Raw genomic sequence first — 16,302 nt, forward strand, 5'->3', positions numbered from 1 at the left:
CCACGCCGTCCGCGATCCGGGCGAAGTGGGGACGGCTCTCGCAGCAGGGCACCGAGTCGTCACCGAGCGGGCGCAGATCGCCGTGGCCGCCGGTCTGGGAGAGCGCCTTTCCGCCGTGGACGAGCCGCGGGCCGAGCGCCAGCCCTTCGGCCAGGGCCCGGGCCATGCCGTGGTCGGCGCCGCCGACGTCGCGGACGGTGGTGAAGCCGCGGCGCAGCATCCGTTCAGCTTCCACGAGAGCCCGGACGGTCAGGTATCCGGGGGTCCAGGAGGCGATGGCGGACAGGTCGAGGGAGGTGACCAGCAGGTGGACGTGGGCGTCGATCAGGCCGGGCAGCACGGTGGCGCCGGCCGCGTTGAGCACCCGTACGTCCTGCCCGGTGCCGGGCGGGCGGCCGGTGCCGGTGGCGGCGATCCGGCCGTCGGCGACCTCGATCCAGGCCGGGTCGGTACGGGTACCGGTCTCGGGGTGGAGCAGGTGGGCGTCGGTGATCAGCAGTCGGTTCACGGCGGTGGTCCTCTCACGACCTCGTTTCGATACGACCCATATTAAATACAGCATGTATCGTGATGGCGTGAATCCCTCCCCGGTCGAACCCTCCGCGCCCCGGCCCCCGCGGCGCCGCGTCCACACCAGAGCCCGCATCCTGTCCGCGGCGGGCGAGTTGTTCCTGTCCGCGGGATACGCGCGGACGAGCATCGAGGACATCTGCACCGCCGCCGGCTACACCCGCGGGGCCTTCTACTCGAACTTCGCCACCAAGGAGGACCTGCTGCTGGCGCTCTTCGACGAACAGGCAGCCGAGCGGATGACGGAGCTGGAGCACCTGGCCGCCGCGGCCGAGCAGTTGGGGCCCGACGAGCGGGCGCGGCGGCTGGTCGAGGCGCTGCTGCGGGTCGAGGCCACCGAGACCGGGTGGATTCTGCTCTTCCTGGAGTTCCGCCTGCTGGCCGCCCGTACATCCGAACTCGCCGAGCGGGTCGCCGTGCACGACCGCACCGTGACGGCGGCGCTGGCGGCCCTGCTGGAACGGGTCCTGCCGGAGCTGGTACCACCCGGAGCCTCCGCCGAGCAGGCCGCCGAGGTGATCCTGGCCGCACGCGAGGGCCTGCTGGCCCGCACCGCCGCGGGCGGCCCGACCTCGGAGCAGTTGCTGAACGCGACCACGGCGGTGCTGGCCGGGCTCCTGGGCTGACACGGCGCAAGGGGCGGCCCTGTCACGTACGGACGCCGCCCGTTCGCCCGATCCGGAACCCGGTGCGATCGGGCAACTCGGCCTACCGGTGAGCGGAAGGCTTCTTGGGCCTGACCAAAGGACCAGACGTCGACGTCCCCTGCGATCAGCGCACCAGGAGTTCTGCCGGTCCTTGCGCGCGAAGCCCCGCTTCGAGATGGTGCAGTTGCTCCACCGCGGAGGCCACCGTCTCACTGCGCGCCGGCAACAGCGGCAGACGGACCTGCGCGGACGGAATCGCCCCGCGCGCATGGAGCACACCCTTGATCACGGACGGATTGGGTTCGTGGAACAGGGCGGCAGACGTGCGGGACAAGGCGTGTCCCAGGGCCCGGCCGTGGAGGGCGTCGCCCTGACGCCAGGCACGGACGAGGTCGACGAAGTGGCGGGTGGCCAGATGGGCCGAGGCCAGGATCCCTCCTGCTGCGCCGAGTGCAAGCATCGGCGAGGCGAAGACATCGTCGCCGGCCATGACCGCGAAGTCGGCGGGACGGTTACTCATGAACTCCACGGTGTCCTGGCCGATGCCGCCTGCCGCGTACTTGATCCCGGCGATGCCCGGCATCCGGGCCAGCCGTTGCAGGGTGTTCACGCCGAGCGGCAGCGCGGTGCGGTAGGGGATGTAGTAGACGACCAGCGGAACAGGGCTCACGGCGGTCAGTTCCGTGAAGTGGGCGACGACGCCTTCCTCGGAGGGGCGGGTGAAGGCAGGCACCGTGACCAGGGCAGCCGATACTTCAGGCCGCCCGACAAACTCCGCCAGAGCGGCCTTGCTGGCGCGGGTGTCGCTGGAGCCGGCCCCGACCGTCAGCACCACACCCCGCTCGCGGCACACCCGGGCGCACACGTCCACGACGGACCGCTTCTCCGCAGCATCGAGGGTGGCCACTTCTGCGGTGGTTCCCAACGCCACGATGCCGGTCGCACCTTCGGCAAGCACGGTGTGGGCCAGGTTCTCCAAGGCGTCGTACGCCACCTCGCCTTCGGGGGTAAAGGGAGTGATCAGAGGAACGTGAATACCGTGGAACGGGGTGCACGAGGTCATGCCTTCGAGCCTGCCCGCCCCACCTCCATCAGGTCCAGTTCACATTCGTGGACCCAACCGTAAGCTGTACTGATGCTCGACGTTCGACGACTGCGGCTGCTGCGGGAACTCTCGCTGCGCGGCACCATCGCTGCCGTGGCGGAAGCACTCGCCTTCACCCCCTCCGCCGTCTCCCAGCAACTCGCTGCCCTGGAACGGGAAGCAGGCGTGCCCCTGCTCGAACGCACCGGTCGCCATGTCACCCTCACCCCGAGCGCGCGACGCCTTGTCCACCACACAGAAGCCGTGCTGGAGCGACTTGAACAAGCGGCCGCAGAGCTGGAGGACACCCGCCACGGCCCGGCCGGCCCGCTGCGCATCGGCGCCTTCCCCAGCGCGAGCCGGACCATCCTGCCCAGCGCCCTGACCGCGCTCAGCCACGACCACCCCGGCCTGGAACCCATGGTCTCGGACATCGACCCAGCGTGCGTTGCCCATGCCCTGCGCGCCGGTGAACTGGATGTAGCGCTGCTGCACGAATACGACTTCGTCCCCGCAGCGGCCGAACCGGGCCTGACGACCCAGCCCCTCGCCAGCGAACCCCTCTACCTGGCCTCCCTGGCACCCGGCTCCTCGAACGGCACCGGCCTCCACCTGCTCAACTCCTGGGCAACCGCCAGCTGGATCACCGCGACCCCTGGAACCCTGTGCCATGCCATGACCGTCCGGGCGTGCCAGGCCGCCGGCTTCACCCCGCACATCCGCCACCGCGTGGACGAATTCGCCACCGTGCTTGCGCTGGTAGCAGCAGGCCAGGGAGTCGCCATCGTTCCCCATCTGGGCCTCGTGGAGCTGCCCGACACCGTGCACCTCACGCCGCTGCCCATCCAACGACGAACCGCCATCGCGCACCGGAGTGGCGCCGCCCCACACCCCGCCATCACCGCCGTCATCCGCGCCGTGCGCGCAGCTCTGCCCGCTGACCTCACGACGCCGTTGCGTGTGAAGGCTCAGGACATCGAAGACGCGAGCGCCTCGGATCATCCTGGACAGCGGCCCGAGGACAGTCCTGACGGCTCTCCCTCGGTTCCCTGACCATTGACCACCGTGGAGGGGGCGGACGCCGGGCAGAGCCCGGCTCGACTGGTCGAGCAGCGACCTGCTCAACCGCCCACGCGTCGAAGGGATCCCCGATCGAACCGGAGGACCGCCAGGTAGCAGGTGGGAAGTTCGCTCGCCCAGGGGCGAGCCGGGCGCGGGTCCAGCTGCCCGAACTCCGCGTGCGGAAAAGGCAGAACGGCCCGTCAACGGCCGCCTCCAGGCCCTCTTGATGAGGGACTGGTCCTCGTGGGTCATCTGCTCCGCTGGTCAGACGAAGTAGAGGCGTTCGAGTTCGTCGCTGTCGGCTGCCCTGGTGTAGAGGGTGCCGCCTTCTTGCGTGACCTTTTCCAGGTAGGCGTAGATCTGCAGGGCCCGGTTGATGGTGTCGGTCTTGGTGTCACCGGTCAGCTTGACGGCCTGGTCCAGCGCCGTGGCGGCCTTCGGGGCGAGGTTGACGGTGATGCGCGTCGGGCCGGCGCTCTGCCACTCCTGGGCAGCGGCTCCCTTGTGCGAGGTGGGCATGTGACGGCTTCCCCTTCGTCCGATCCGTCCGCGGTCTGACCTGACCAGACCTCTACCTCATCCAAGATGCCCGATCGTCCATACGCTGTCAAGCAATCGTATGGACGATGCGCGCATGATGCATGCACAACACATGCCTCGCGGTGGAACGTTGCCCAACTCCGTCACCACTGCGTCGGTGCTGAGTAACAGTCACGTAAGGGCGGAGAAAGTAAAGTTGATGCACCTCTCGCCTGATCGCTAACGTCGGGGCGTGAGCGGTTTAGGAGATGGAGGACGGCTGAGGGGAGAAGGGTGGGAGATGGCCACCAGAGATCTCGACCTCAGCGTGGAGGAACCCAGCAACCGCGCGGACGCGGCCGTACTCAAGGAAAGCACCGGACTGACCTTCAGGTGGGAGCTCGGCCCCGCCAAAATGGAGGTCGCCACCGATGAGGCCCAGTCGATGTCGCCGTCCGCGATCGGCATCGCCATGCTGCTGCTGTCCGCCGGAAGCAGCGTGCCGGCCGTGGTCCTCGCCCTGGCCAACCAGATGCTCCACGCCCCCGCCGTGCTGATGGCCACCGGATCGATCGCACTGTTCCTGGTGGTCTTCGCCACCGGCACACTGCTGATGCTGCACGGCGGGGCCGTCGGGAAGTCCCCGCAAACCCCCGCCTCTGGAGACCGCCCGGCCTCGGACAACAGGCGTACGCGCTCCCGCCGCCGGCTCCGTCCGCACCGCCCCGAACCGCCTCGCTCCCGGTGATGCCACGCCGGCGCGGTGTGGATGTGGCGCTGTAGGCGGAAGACGCACGGGCACGCCCCTCGGCGTGCCCGTGCGCGGGGCCGTACGCGTCGTCAGTGCATCGATCACCGTCGACGGCTCCGATCCTTCTCCGGCGGCCGGGGCGAGCACGGCTGAGCCGGCCATGTCCCACTGAACACCGGGACGGCCTGCGCGCAGCAACACCAGCAACGCCACCCCTGAGACGAAGCCGTCCGAGACGGCAAGATCACCCAAGCCGGACGGCCTGCGGCAGTGACCGGGTCAGAGGCGTTCGACGATCGTGACGTTGGCCTGGCCGCCGCCCTCGCACATGGTCTGGAGGCCGAACCGCCCCCCGGTGCGCTCCAGTTCGTTCAGCAGCGTCGTCATCAACCGGACGCCGGTAGCCCCCAGCGGATGGCCCAGGGCGATGGCGCCACCGTTGACGTTGACCCGCTCGGGGTCGGCGCCGGTCTCCTTCAGCCAGGCCAGGACGACCGGTGCGAACGCCTCGTTGATCTCGACCAGATCGATGTTGTCGATGGTCATCCCGGCCTTCTTCAGCGCGTACGCCGTGGCGGGGATCGGCGCGGAGAGCATCCGGATCGGGTCCTCGCCGCGGACCGAGAGGTGGTGGATCCGGGCACGCGGGGTGAGCCGGTGCTCGGCCACCGCCCGCTCCGAGGCGAGCAGCATCGCCGCCGCGCCGTCGGAGACCTGCGAGGAGACGGCCGCGGTCAGCCGGCCGCCCTCGACGACCGGCGCGAGGGCGGCCATCTTCTCCAGCGAGGTGGTGCGGCGCGGCCCCTCGTCGGTGGTGACCTCCCCGTAGGGGACGATCTCGCGGTCGAAGCGCCCCTCGTCGATCGCGCGGATGGCCCGCTGGTGGGAGCGGAGCGCGAACTCCTCCATGTCCTGGCGGGAGATGTCCCACGTGGTGGCGATCAGTTCGGCGCCGTGGAACTGGTCGACCGGCTGGTCTCCGTAGCGGGCCCGCCAGCCCCGGGAACCGGCGAACGGGCCCTGGGTGAGGCCCAGGGGGTCGGCGGCCTGGCGGCTGGCGAAGGCGATCGGGATCTGCGACATGTTCTGCACCCCGCCCGCCACCACCAGGTCCTGGGTGCCGGAGAGCACGCCCTGGGCGGCGAAGTGCACGGCCTGCTGCGAGGAGCCGCACTGCCGGTCGACGGTGACCCCGGGCACCTCTTCGGGCAGCCCGGCGGCCAGCCAGCAGGTCCGGGCGATGTCCCCGGCCTGCGGACCGACGGTGTCCAGGCAGCCGAAGACGACATCCTCGACGGCGGCCGGGTCGGCGCCCGTACGCGCCATCAGCGCCGTCAGCACATGGGCGCCCAGATCGGCGGGGTGGACGGCCGAGAGCCCGCCGCCCCTCTTCCCCACCGGGGTGCGGACCGCATCGACGATGTACGCCTCGGGCATGGTGAACTCCTTGGTCCGATTCTGCGGAGGTGCCGGTCAGTTCCGCAAGGCGATGCCGTCCAGCACCGTCGTGAGGTACTGGCGGGCGATCTCCTCGGGGCTGTGCTGTGCGCCCGGCCGGTACCAGGAGGCGGCGACCCAGACGGTGTCGCGGACGAACCGGTAGGTCAGCCGGATGTCGAGATCGGCGCGGAAGACCCCGACGGCCACCCCGCGCTCCAGGGTGCCCAGCCAGGCCCCGGCGAACTTGTCCCGGGCGTCGGCGAGATAGCCGAACCGCGGCTGCCGGGCGGCCAGGTGCCGGGCCTCCTTCTGGTAGATCGCGACGGCCGCGCGGTGCCGGTCGATCTCCCGGAAGGACTCGGTGACCAGGGCCTCGACGGTCTCGCGGGGGCCGAGCCGCGCGGCGAGCACCGCCTCGTAGCCGGCCCGCAGCTCGTCGAGGAAGGCGGAGAGGATCTCGTCGAGCATCGACTCCTTGGAGTCGAAGTGGTAGTAGAGGCTGCCCGCGAGCAGGCCGGCCGCATCCGCGATCTGCCGGACGGTGGTGGCGTTGTAGCCGTGGGCGGCGAACACCTCCGCGGCGGTGGCGAGGAGTTCGCGGCGGCGCTCCTCAGGCATGCTGGGAGCTGACGGAGACGGTCTCGCCCGTCATGTAGGAGGCGTAGTCCCCGGCCAGGAAGACGATGACGTTGGCGACCTCCCAGGGCTCGGCGTAGCGGCCGAACGCCTCCTTCGCGGTGAGCTCGGCCAGCAGTTCGGGCGTGGTGACCTTCACCAGGTGCGGGTGCATGGCGAGGCTGGGCGCGACCGCGTTGATCCGTACGCCGTGGTCGGCGGCCTCCAGCGCGGCGCAGCGGGTGAGGGCCATCACCCCGGCCTTGGCGGCGGCGTAGTGGGCCTGGCCTCGCTGGGCGCGCCAGCCGATGACGGAGGCGTTGTTGACGATCACGCCGCCGCCGGAGGTCCGCATCCGGCGGAGTGCGGCGCGGGTGCAGCGGAAGGTTCCGTTCAGCGTGACGTCGATGACCTTGTCCCACTGGGCGTCGGCCATCTCGACGAGTTCGGCGGTGCCGCCGAGCCCGGCGTTGTTGACCACGATGTCGAGCCGGCCGTGCCGCTCCTCGGCCAGCGCCAGCAGCGCCTCGACCTGCGCCTCGTCGGTGACGTCGCAGGGCAGCCCGGCGACCCGGTCCGGCCCGAACTCCGCGGCCAGCGCCGCCGCGCTCTCGGTCAGCCGCCGGGCGTGCGCGTCCCCGATGACGATCCGCGCGCCCTCCTCCAGGAACCGGCGCGCGGTGGCCCCTCCGATGCCCGCCCCGGCTGCGGCGGTGATGACCGCCGTCCGCCCGCTGAGCAGGTCATGACCGGGTACGTAGGGCGGTGGGGTCATGCCAGTGCCTCCTTCGGCAGGCCGAGCACCCGCTCGGCGCTGTGCTCACCCGGGGGATGACCCCCGGACCCCCAGCCGGTCCGGGCCGCCCGGAGCACAGCCCCTGCTCCGCGGTCGGTACCCCTCGGGTGGATCCGCTTCGTCATGCCGGCGCCTCCTTCGGCGTCGCGCCCCGGCCGCCGTACGCGACGGGCCGGCCGGCGCAGATCCAGCCCGCGGCGGCCATGTGCCGTTCCCAGGCGAAGCGTTCGGCGGACGCCTCGTGCTCCCTGCCGGGGCCGCCGCGGCCCCGCAGGTCCGCGAACTCCCCGGTGAGGTTGGCCCGCAGCCCGCCGCGGAACCCGGTGCGGAAGCTCTCGACGGTGGTGGGGGCCTCGACGCTGCTCATGGCCGTACGTTAACCTACCAAACACTTGTTAGGGAAGGAGTCGCCGATGACCTCCGGCGAGGACACGTCCGTCGTGCGCTACGAGCGGCAAGGCCCGGTCGCCACCGTCACGATGAACCGCCCGGACTACCGCAACGCCCAGAATTCCGCGATGACCTACGCTCTGGACCGCGCCTTCTACCGCGCCGCCGACGACAACGACGTCAAGGTCGTGGTGCTCGCCGGCGCGGGCCGGCACTTCTCCGCGGGCCATGACATCGGCACCCCCGAACGCGACGCCCATCTGCCCTTCGACCGCACGGCAGGGCTGTGGTGGGACCACTCGGACAAGGAGGGCGCGGAGAGCCGCTTCGCCCGCGAGTCCGAGGTCTATCTGGGGATGTGCCGCCGCTGGCGGGAGCTGCCAAAACCCGTCGTCGCGGCTGTCCAAGGGGCCTGCGTGGCGGGCGGGTTGATGCTCGCCTGGGTCTGCGATCTGATCGTCGCCTCCGAGGACGCCTTCTTCGCCGACCCGGTCGTACGGATGGGGATCCCCGGCGTGGAGTACTTCGCCCACCCGTGGGTGATGCCGCCGCGCATCGCCAGGGAGTTCCTCTACACCGGCGACCGGATGACCGCGCGGCGGGCGTACGAGGTGGGCATGGTCAACCGTGTCGTTCCACGTGCCGAACTAGCCGACCGCACAACCGAGTTGGCACTGCTGATCGCAGAGATGCCCCGGATGGGCCTGGCCCTGACCAAGCGCGCGGTCAACCAGGCCGAGGACCTTCAGGGCCTGCACACCGGGATGGACTCGGTGTTCGGACTCCACCACCTCGCGCACGCCCACAACGCGGAGACCGCCGCGGACCCGCTCGCCGGGGTGGACATCGCGGCGATGCGCCGGCACGGCGCGGACGGATCGCCCCGCCCCCGGCAGGCGGGAGCGTAATGGACCGCGACATCAAGGGAGTTGGCGTCTGATGGACCTCGACTTCACCGCCGCCGAGGACGCCTTCCGAGCCGCGGCACGGGCCTGGCTCACCGCGAACGTGCCCGCGACCCCCCTCCCGTCGTTGGAGACCCGCGAGGGGTTCGCCGCGCACCGCGACTGGGAGCGCCGGCTCGCCGCCGACCGCTGGTCGGTGGTCTCGTGGCCCGAGGCGTACGGCGGCCGGGGCGCCTCCCTCCTCCAGTGGCTGGTCTTCGAGGAGGAGTACTACGCCGCCGGCGCACCCGGCCGGGTCGGCCAGAACGGCGTCAGCCTCCTCGCACCGACCCTCTTCGAGCACGGCACGGAGGAACAACGCGCCCGCGTCCTGCCCGCGATGGCCACCGGCGAGGTGGTCTGGGCGCAGGCGTGGTCCGAGCCGGAGTCGGGCTCGGACCTGGCGTCGCTGCGCTCCACGGCCGTACGGACCGACGGCGGCTGGCTGCTGAGCGGCCAGAAGACCTGGTCGTCCCGGGCCGCCTTCGCCGACCGCGCCTTCGGCCTGTTCCGCAGCGAGCCGGGCACCGCCAAGCCCCACCACGGCCTGACGTATCTGATGTTCCCGCTGGACGCGCCGGGTGTGACGGTGCGGCCCATCGGCCGGCTGGACGGCAAGCCGGCCTTCGCCGAACTCTTCCTCGACGAGGTGTTCGTCCCCGACGCGGACGTCATCGGCGAGCCGGGCCGAGGCTGGCGGGTCGCGATGAGCACCGCCGGCAACGAACGCGGGCTGACCCTGCGCAGTCCGGGCCGCTTCACGGCCGCCGCCGACCGGCTGACCGCGCTGTGGCGCGCCGGCGCCGACCCGGGCGACACGGCGCTGCGCGACCGGGTGGCCGACGCCGTGATCGGCGCCCGCGCCTACCGGCTGTTCGCCTACGCCAACGCCTCGCGCCTGGCCGCCGGTGGCACCCTGGGCGCCGAGTCCAGCCTCAACAAGGTCTTCTGGTCCGAGCTGGACATCGCCCTGCACGAGACCGCCCTCGACCTCCTCGGCCCCTACGGCACCCTCGCCGACGGCGCCGACGAGGCTCCCGCCCACGGCAGTTGGGCCGAGGGCTACACCTTCTCCCTCGCCGGCCCGATCTACGCGGGCACCAACGAGATCCAGCGGAACATCATCGCCGAGCGGCTGCTCGGCCTGCCGAAGGGACGCCGGTGATGCGGTTCCTCCTGACCGACGAGCAACGGGAGTTCGCACGGACGCTGGACGGCATGCTCGGCGCGTTCGGCACCCCGGCCGTCGTGCGGGCCTGGGCGGCCGGGGAGCACAAGCCGGGCCGCGACCTGTGGGCGCGGCTCGCGGAGACCGGGGTGTTCGCCCTCGCGGTCTCCGAGGCGCATCAGGGACTGGGCCCGCTCCCCCTCGAACTCGCCATCGCCTACACCGAGTTGGGCCGCCATGCGGTACCCGGCCCGCTGGTGGAGACGGCCGCCGTGGCGGCCTTCCTGGACCGTCTCGGCGAGACCGGGGCGGCGGACGCCTGGCTGCCCCGCATCGCCTCCGGTGACGCGATCGTCGGGCTGTGCGCGGACGGTGCGCCGTTCGCGCTGGACGCGGACGCCGCCGACGCGGTCTTCGTCGTCCGGGGCGACACGGTGTGCCGCACCGAGGCCCACGGCCCGGTGCAGCCCTCGCTCGACCCGGCCCGCCGGCTGTCCCGCCCGCTCGGCGGCACCGTCCTCGCCCGCGGCCCGGCGGTCACCGCGGCCGCCGCGTACGCCACCGACACCGCCCGGCTGCTCACCGCCGCCCAGGCGCTCGGCCTGGGCCGCGCCCTGCTGGACGAGACGGTCGGCTACGTCAAGCGGCGCACCCAGTTCGCGGTGCCCATCGGCTCGTTCCAGGCGGTGCAGCACCGGCTGGCCGACACCCTCCTCGCCCTGGAGTTCGCGCAGCCGCTGGTCCATGCGGCGGCCCTGGCACTGGCCCGGGACACCGCAGGTGCCGGCCCGGAGGTCGCGGCGGCGAAGGTGGCGGCGGGCGAGGCGTGCCATACCGCGGCGCGCACCGCGCTCCAGTTGCACGGCGCGCTCGGCTACACGGACGAGCCGGACCTCTCCCTCCGGATCCGCAAGGCCCGCCCGCTGCGGGACGCCTGGGGCACCCCGTCCGAGTGCCGCGCCCGCGTCCTGGCCGGATAGCGCCGCCCGCGCCCCTACCGCCGCCCCCGTACCTGTCGAACCAACGGAGGTACGGGGCCGGCTCTTGCGCGCGGACCAGGAGCAGCTGTGCCGCCGGTTCGCGGTGACCGGCGGCGACAGTCAACCGGCGTCGACTGGCGGCCCGGGACCAACGGTTTACCGCTGCTGACCGCGCCGCCGGCCACCATCGAGTCGAACTGGAGGCCGTCCTCCCCGGCGGCGACCACCTCATCGCCCTGGGCCGGGTCACCGCGCTGACGCCGCCGGACCGGCTGCGCGACACCGGTCCGCTGCTCTGTTTCCGGCGCACCTACGGGCGCTTGCGCCCCGCCTCGCCGGTGCCGCGTGCCGCGTCCGGCCCGGCGAGTTCGTCGAGGTCCGCCAGCATCGCGTCGGCCCGGTCCCGTTCGGAGGCGTAGTAACGCTCCGACCACTTCAGGACGAGCGAGGGGTAGGCCCAGGCCGCCTCGGCGCGGGCACCCTCGGCGTCCACCTCGGCGCGCTGCCGCATCGTCTCCGCGTACTCCCGGTGCCGGCCGAGCACCTCGCGCATCCGGTCGGCCTCCAGCAGATGCCCCAGCCAGAGTCGCAGCATGACGCCGTGTTTGAGGACCGGGGGCTCCACCGGCGCCTCACGCGCCCAGCGGCGGACCGCCGCCATGCCCTCGTCGGTGATGACGTAGACCCGCTTGTCGCGGTTGCCGGTCTCCTGGGCGACCATCCGCGAGCTGACGTAGCCGACCCTCTCCAGGCGCTTGAGTTCGCCGTAGATCTGGCTGAAGGACGGGCTCCAGTAGAAGAAGCGCAGCGACCAGTCGGACCACTTCTTGAGGTCGTAGCCGGACAGCTCCTCGCCGAAGGAGAGCAGTCCGAGGACCGCCCAACTCGTCGCCGGCAGCGCCGGATGCTCCGCGTCGCCGGCCTGCGCTCCGCTCGCCTTCTTCACCGTCACGCTCCGCAGTTTACGGCCTGCGCCGGTCGCGCCTGACGGGACATCACCAAGCCCCCTCCCCGGGTCAGATATTCCTGCTAGACATATTCCTATTCGAAACAGTCGCCGCGACCTCCGGAACCAGGAGGCAGCTCCGTGAAGTTCTCGATGCTCTTCGAGGCGCAGCTGGCCGATCCCACTCCCGAATGGGAGCGCCAGGTGACCACGACTGCGGCGAACAGGCCGTTTACGCCGAGGAGATGGGCTTCGACCGCATCTGGGCGGTGGAGCACCACCCCCAGACCCAGTACGCCCACATGAGCGCGTCGGAGATCTTCCTCGCCTGGGTCGCCTCCCGGACCTCCCGGATTCGCATCGGCCACGGCGTGGTCACCATGCCGTTCGGCTACCCGCACCCCGTACGGGTCGCCGAACGGGCCGCGAGGCTCGACATGCTCTCCGGCGGACGGGTGGACATCGGCGCCGGACCCCTGGACCACCGGCTCGGCGGCCGCTCGGCGGCCGACTACGCCACCGGCTTCTTCCACACCACGGCCCATATGCGCTGGTACTGGCCCCGGTACCCGGGCCCGCACGGCGACCCGGGGCACCCGTACGCCTCCCCGGGCCTGGCCCCGGACCTCACCGGGCTACCGCCCGCGCTCCTCGTCCTGCCCGAGTGCGACCCGCTGCGGGACGAGGGGCGCGCGTATGGCCGCGCCCTGCGGCGGGCGGGGGTCGCGGTCCGCGTCGACGAGTACCGGGGACCTTCCACGGCTTCCTCGGCGCGGCCGGCCGGCTGCCGGCCGCGGAGCGGGCGCTCGGCGCGGTCGGCGACTGGCCGGCCGGCACCCTGTGTGACGACTGAGTGACGGGCGGATGGAGGAGAGATGGTGACCCAGTGAGCGGGAGCCGTGGCGGCCTGTCGATACGGTGCGCCGCCGCACCTCAGGTGCCAGACTTGAAGCACCGCGCCCGGCTGCCGGCCGGGGCCCTTGGGACCGAGGGGAACATCATGACCTGGGCATCTTGGACCACGGTGGGGATCCACGCCCGCCCCGGCGCGGTGCGCACCGAGGAGATCGGCCCGATGCAGGGCGACCTGACCATTCACACGACGTGGTCGGAGGACGAGGCGCACGTGGCCGTGCAGTACACCGGGTCGTCGGACTGGTACACCATGGTCGGCAGCCCCGTGCCCTGCCATTCGGAAGAGGACAGCCGGACCTTCCATCAGGCCGTCGTGGAAGCGGTGCGCGGCGGCGAGAAGGCGCATGCGTCGCTGGAGGAGCTCTTCCATATGTAGCGCCCGCGAGGGCGCCCAGGACGATCCGGGCCGGGACAGCAGCCGCTGTCCCGGCCTCTGCCATGCCGGGCAACCTTCGTACCGCGTCGCGCGTCCCCCCTCCCAGAACACATTTGGTCACCTTGTGACTACCTAAAGCTGATGAATTGTCAATTTTTGAATTCTTCGCATCGGAAATCGATCATTTTCCTTTACATGCGCATGCCAGACATACCAGGGTTTGCGCGGGGCCACACAACCCCCACGGTGCCCAACCGCACCGTGCGTACGGGCGGTTGGCGAGCCGGCCGCCCCCGCAGCCCAAAGGACCCACACCGGTGCGTAGACCCCACATACGCAGGTACCACCTGGCGATAGCCGTGGCCGTGACAACGGCCGCCACCCTCACCTCCGGAACCGCGGGCGCCGCCACGGCCGCCCCCTCCTCCGCTTCCCCCTCCGTCGTCGACGCGGCCCGCGCCGCCGCCTACGCGCACTCCGCCGCGACCGGAGTCGGCCAGCAGGACACGCTCCAGGCCACCGACACCCTGATCGACCCCGACGGCCGGCAGCATGTGCGCTTCCTCCGCAGCCACCGCGGTCTGCCGGTGCTCGGCGGCGACCTGGTCGTCCACCTGGGCGCCAACTCCACCTACGAGGGCGTCACCCGGGCCTCCCGCCACCAGGTCGACGTCACGTCCACCGACCCGAAGCTCACCGGCCGACAGGCCGCGGCGAAGGCCGCTTCCGTGGCCCAGGGCCGGGCCGGCGAGCCCCAACTGGTCGTGGACGCCCGCAAGGACCGCACGACGCTCGCCTACCGGGTGCACGTCGACGACAGCCGCACCGCCGAGTCCGGCGGCGCCCGGACCGTCGTCGTCGACGCCACCACCGGCGGCGTGCTCAGCGACATCCCGGCCGACGACTCCTTCCTGTCGCCCTCCCTGCAGCGCACACTCCGGCAGCGCGGCGAGCGGCTCGCGCCCGCGACCGGCCCGGCCGCCGCCGCGTCCGCCACTGCCACGCCCGGCAAGGCCGGCGGCTTCCCCGCCCCGGCGACCGGCACCGGCTCGTCGTTCTTCGTCGGCACCGTGCCGCTGTCCACCACCCAGACCGGCAAGGCCGCGTTCACCCTCAAGGACAGCACCCGCGGCAACACCGAGACCCGCGACGCCGGCGGCAGGGAACTGGACAAGTTCGCCGACGGCAAGGCGCTCACCAGCAAGACCGACCACTGGGGCAACGGCACCGCCGCCGACCCGACCACCGCGGCCGTCGACGCCCAGTACGGCATCACCAGCACCCTGGACTTCTACAAGAAGACCTTCGGCCGCAAGGGCATCAAGAACGACGGCGCCGGCGCGCACGCCCTGGTGCACTTCGGCAAGAACGTCGGCAACGCCTACTGGTCCTCGGACTGCGGCTGCATGCTCTACGGCGACGGCGACGGCAAGACCTTCACCAAGCCGCTGGTCGTCCTGGACGTCACCGGCCACGAACTCACCCACGGCGTGGTCGACGCGACCGCGAAGCTCCAGCCCACCCGCGTCGACGCCGAGGGCAACCAGTTCGGCGAGCCCGGCGCGCTCAACGAGTCGCTGGCGGACATCTTCGGCACCGCGGTCGAGTTCGCCACCAACAACCCGAAGAACCCGCCGAACTACCTCATGGGCGAAAAGCTGGGCCTCCAGCAGAAGTTCCTGCGCCGGCTCGACAAGCCCTCCCTCGACAAGCTCGAAGGCACCGTCGACTACTGGTCGAAGCAGACCCACGACACCGAGGTGCACGCCGGCTCCGGCGTCTCCTCGCACGCCTTCTACCTGCTCGCCGAGGGCAGCGGGAAGAAGACCATCGGGGGCTTCGCCTACGACTCCCCCACCTACGACGGCGCGAAGGTGACCGGCATCGGCCGGGACAAGGCGACGGCGATCTTCTACCGGGCGCTGACCCGGTACATGGTCTCCACCACCGACTTCCACGACGCCCGGATCGCGACCCTCAAGGCCGCCAAGGACCTCTACGGCGCCGGCAGCACCGCGTACAAGACGGTCGACCGCGCCTGGGCCGCCGTCAACGTCACCGCCGCCAACACCCCCGGCAAGGGCTGAGCCGGCCCGCCCCGTCCGGCAGGTGCCCCCGCTGCGCGCGGGGGCACCCGCGCGCGGCGGTCGACGGGTGCGGGCCCGTCCCGCGCCCGGACCACGATCGTCGGCGGCCGGGTCCACATCGACCGCGACGATCCCCAACTGCCGGAGTTGGCACGTAAGTTGCGGGAGCACGGGTGGGTGACACGGCGCAGGCAGCGGACGGGACGGTAGGCGACCGGGCAACCGACCGGCCCGCCGGGCGAGTTGGCGTCGACCTGCCCGGCCCGCGAGCCGCCCGGCGCCGCCACCCGCCCCTCACCGCACCGCTTCCCCCGCCCGCCACTCGGGCGCGCGCCCCAGCGCCGTAAGGATCCGCTCCAGCGCACCCGCGCCCTCGGCGCCCGGCAGCCCCGGCTTGAAGGAGCTGCCGGCGGCGAGCCGGGCCTCGCCGTCCGGGACCGCGCGGGCGATCGGGAGGGCCGCCGCGAGCAGCTCGGGGTCGGGGTCGCAGGCGAGGCCGAGGCTGCGGGCGACGTCCCAGCCGTGGACGACGTAGTCGATGAGATGGAAGCCGATGGCCTGGATCGCGGGGAAGGTCCGGTCGGTGGTGAATTCGGGGAGGGCGAACTGCCAGCCGGGGGCGTCCACGGCCGCGAACGCGGCGACGACCTCCTCGGCGGCCGAGCGGTGGTCCGCCACCACGTCCGGGATCCGGTCGCCCGGCGGACGGACCGCCCAGTGCGCCAGGTCCTCCCCCCGCCCCAGGGCCGCCGCCGCGAAGCCCCGGTGCTGAGCCGTCATATGGGCGAGCAGGGCGGCGAGGTCCCACTCCGAGCAGGGCGTCGGCCGCGCCAGGTCCCCGGGGGCGAGCCGGCTCACCATGTCCGCGCTGTCGCGCACCGCGCGGGCGTTGAGCCTCCTGAGGCGGTCGAACGCCGGGCCTTCGGGCTCCGCGGAGGGTGCACCCGCACCGTACGGGTCCGGGCTCACGGAATGCGGTTCGACAGAGTTAATAGGCATGCGCTTACGATCT

The 16,302-nt window shown here is 72.0% G+C and carries 18 protein-coding genes and 1 pseudogene; 10 read left to right on the forward strand and 9 right to left on the reverse strand.

Translation table 11 applies throughout. The annotated features are described in order from the left end of the window. A partial coding sequence (locus ACO1BR_RS31360; protein WP_426798473.1) for an amidohydrolase family protein occupies window positions 1–508 on the reverse strand: 508 nt, incomplete at its 3' end. 67 nt (window positions 509–575) lie between these two features. On the opposite strand from ACO1BR_RS31360, the gene ACO1BR_RS31365 reads away from it, so the two are divergent. After that, window positions 576–1,196 carry a TetR/AcrR family transcriptional regulator gene (locus ACO1BR_RS31365; protein ID WP_426798474.1) on the forward strand — a complete coding sequence of 207 codons (621 nt, stop codon included), beginning with the start codon at window positions 576–578 and terminating at the stop codon, window positions 1,194–1,196. A 145-nt stretch (window positions 1,197–1,341) separates the two neighbouring features. Here ACO1BR_RS31365 and ACO1BR_RS31370 read toward each other — a convergent pair whose 3' ends face one another. Next, window positions 1,342–2,280: a dihydrodipicolinate synthase family protein gene (locus ACO1BR_RS31370; protein ID WP_426798475.1), complete on the reverse strand. Its 939-nt coding sequence runs from the start codon at window positions 2,278–2,280 to the stop codon at window positions 1,342–1,344. A 72-nt stretch (window positions 2,281–2,352) separates the two neighbouring features. Between ACO1BR_RS31370 and ACO1BR_RS31375 the strand changes: the two genes are divergently transcribed. Further along, window positions 2,353–3,354: a LysR family transcriptional regulator gene (locus ACO1BR_RS31375; protein ID WP_426798476.1), complete on the forward strand. Its 1,002-nt coding sequence runs from the start codon at window positions 2,353–2,355 to the stop codon at window positions 3,352–3,354. Window positions 3,355–3,627: 273 nt separating this feature from the next. Here ACO1BR_RS31375 and ACO1BR_RS31380 read toward each other — a convergent pair whose 3' ends face one another. Next, complete coding sequence (locus tag ACO1BR_RS31380) at window positions 3,628–3,882, reverse strand: hypothetical protein (RefSeq protein WP_426798477.1); 255 nt, start codon at window positions 3,880–3,882, stop codon at window positions 3,628–3,630. A gap of 301 nt (window positions 3,883–4,183) precedes the next feature. Here ACO1BR_RS31380 and ACO1BR_RS31385 point away from each other — a divergent pair, with 301 nt between their 5' ends. Beyond that, a complete protein-coding gene (locus ACO1BR_RS31385; RefSeq protein ID WP_426798478.1) occupies window positions 4,184–4,630 on the forward strand; it encodes a hypothetical protein in 447 nt (148 codons plus the stop codon). 282 nt (window positions 4,631–4,912) lie between these two features. Here ACO1BR_RS31385 and ACO1BR_RS31390 read toward each other — a convergent pair whose 3' ends face one another. The 4 genes from ACO1BR_RS31390 to ACO1BR_RS31405 form a co-directional block, all read right to left on the reverse strand. Continuing rightward, the gene (locus tag ACO1BR_RS31390; protein WP_426798479.1) at window positions 4,913–6,070 is read right to left on the reverse strand and encodes an acetyl-CoA C-acetyltransferase; all 1,158 of its coding nucleotides are present in this window, start codon (window positions 6,068–6,070) and stop codon (window positions 4,913–4,915) included. Window positions 6,071–6,106: 36 nt separating this feature from the next. Next, on the reverse strand, window positions 6,107–6,691 hold the full coding sequence (locus ACO1BR_RS31395) for a TetR/AcrR family transcriptional regulator (RefSeq protein ID WP_426798480.1): 585 nt from the start codon (window positions 6,689–6,691) through the stop codon (window positions 6,107–6,109). Continuing rightward, window positions 6,684–7,463, reverse strand: coding sequence for an SDR family oxidoreductase (locus tag ACO1BR_RS31400; RefSeq protein WP_426798481.1), 780 nt, complete (start codon window positions 7,461–7,463; stop codon window positions 6,684–6,686). Before ACO1BR_RS31400 ends, ACO1BR_RS31395 begins: the two co-directional genes overlap by 8 nt. 142 nt (window positions 7,464–7,605) lie before the next feature. Next, complete coding sequence (locus tag ACO1BR_RS31405) at window positions 7,606–7,851, reverse strand: hypothetical protein (RefSeq protein WP_426798482.1); 246 nt, start codon at window positions 7,849–7,851, stop codon at window positions 7,606–7,608. 46 nt (window positions 7,852–7,897) lie between these two features. On the opposite strand from ACO1BR_RS31405, the gene ACO1BR_RS31410 reads away from it, so the two are divergent. The 3 genes from ACO1BR_RS31410 to ACO1BR_RS31420 are packed head-to-tail and all read left to right on the forward strand — an operon-like array spanning window position 7,898 to window position 10,966. Then, window positions 7,898–8,782, forward strand: coding sequence for an enoyl-CoA hydratase (locus tag ACO1BR_RS31410; protein WP_426798483.1), 885 nt, complete (start codon window positions 7,898–7,900; stop codon window positions 8,780–8,782). Between the two features lie 31 nt (window positions 8,783–8,813). Further along, entirely contained in the window at window positions 8,814–9,983 is a 1,170-nt protein-coding gene (locus tag ACO1BR_RS31415; protein ID WP_426798484.1) for an acyl-CoA dehydrogenase family protein, read from the forward strand. Next, window positions 9,983–10,966: an acyl-CoA dehydrogenase family protein gene (locus ACO1BR_RS31420; protein WP_426798485.1), complete on the forward strand. Its 984-nt coding sequence runs from the start codon at window positions 9,983–9,985 to the stop codon at window positions 10,964–10,966. The genes ACO1BR_RS31415 and ACO1BR_RS31420 overlap by 1 nt, the downstream gene beginning before the upstream one ends. 310 nt (window positions 10,967–11,276) lie before the next feature. Here the strand turns inward: ACO1BR_RS31420 and ACO1BR_RS31425 are convergent, their stop codons facing one another. Further along, the gene (locus ACO1BR_RS31425; protein ID WP_426798486.1) at window positions 11,277–11,918 is read right to left on the reverse strand and encodes a PadR family transcriptional regulator; all 642 of its coding nucleotides are present in this window, start codon (window positions 11,916–11,918) and stop codon (window positions 11,277–11,279) included. A gap of 135 nt (window positions 11,919–12,053) precedes the next feature. Between ACO1BR_RS31425 and ACO1BR_RS31430 the strand changes: the two are divergent. From ACO1BR_RS31430 to ACO1BR_RS31445, 4 genes and pseudogenes are all read left to right on the forward strand, one after another. Next, window positions 12,054–12,385 (forward strand): annotated as a pseudogene (locus tag ACO1BR_RS31430) (LLM class flavin-dependent oxidoreductase); the annotation flags it as partial. Between the two features lie 72 nt (window positions 12,386–12,457). Further along, window positions 12,458–12,769: an alpha/beta hydrolase fold domain-containing protein gene (locus tag ACO1BR_RS31435; protein WP_426798527.1), complete on the forward strand. Its 312-nt coding sequence runs from the start codon at window positions 12,458–12,460 to the stop codon at window positions 12,767–12,769. A 143-nt stretch (window positions 12,770–12,912) separates the two neighbouring features. Further along, on the forward strand, window positions 12,913–13,203 hold the full coding sequence (locus tag ACO1BR_RS31440; RefSeq protein ID WP_159506702.1) for a hypothetical protein: 291 nt from the start codon (window positions 12,913–12,915) through the stop codon (window positions 13,201–13,203). 317 nt (window positions 13,204–13,520) lie between these two features. Further along, complete coding sequence (locus ACO1BR_RS31445) at window positions 13,521–15,290, forward strand: M4 family metallopeptidase (RefSeq protein ID WP_426798487.1); 1,770 nt, start codon at window positions 13,521–13,523, stop codon at window positions 15,288–15,290. A gap of 294 nt (window positions 15,291–15,584) precedes the next feature. Here ACO1BR_RS31445 and ACO1BR_RS31450 read toward each other — a convergent pair whose 3' ends face one another. Continuing rightward, on the reverse strand, window positions 15,585–16,289 hold the full coding sequence (locus ACO1BR_RS31450) for a TIGR03086 family metal-binding protein (protein ID WP_426798488.1): 705 nt from the start codon (window positions 16,287–16,289) through the stop codon (window positions 15,585–15,587). Window positions 16,290–16,302: the final 13 nt, after the last annotated feature.

Origin of the sequence: Streptomyces sp. YGL11-2 (assembly GCF_050054615.1) — a bacterium.
GTDB lineage: Bacteria > Actinomycetota > Actinomycetes > Streptomycetales > Streptomycetaceae > Streptomyces.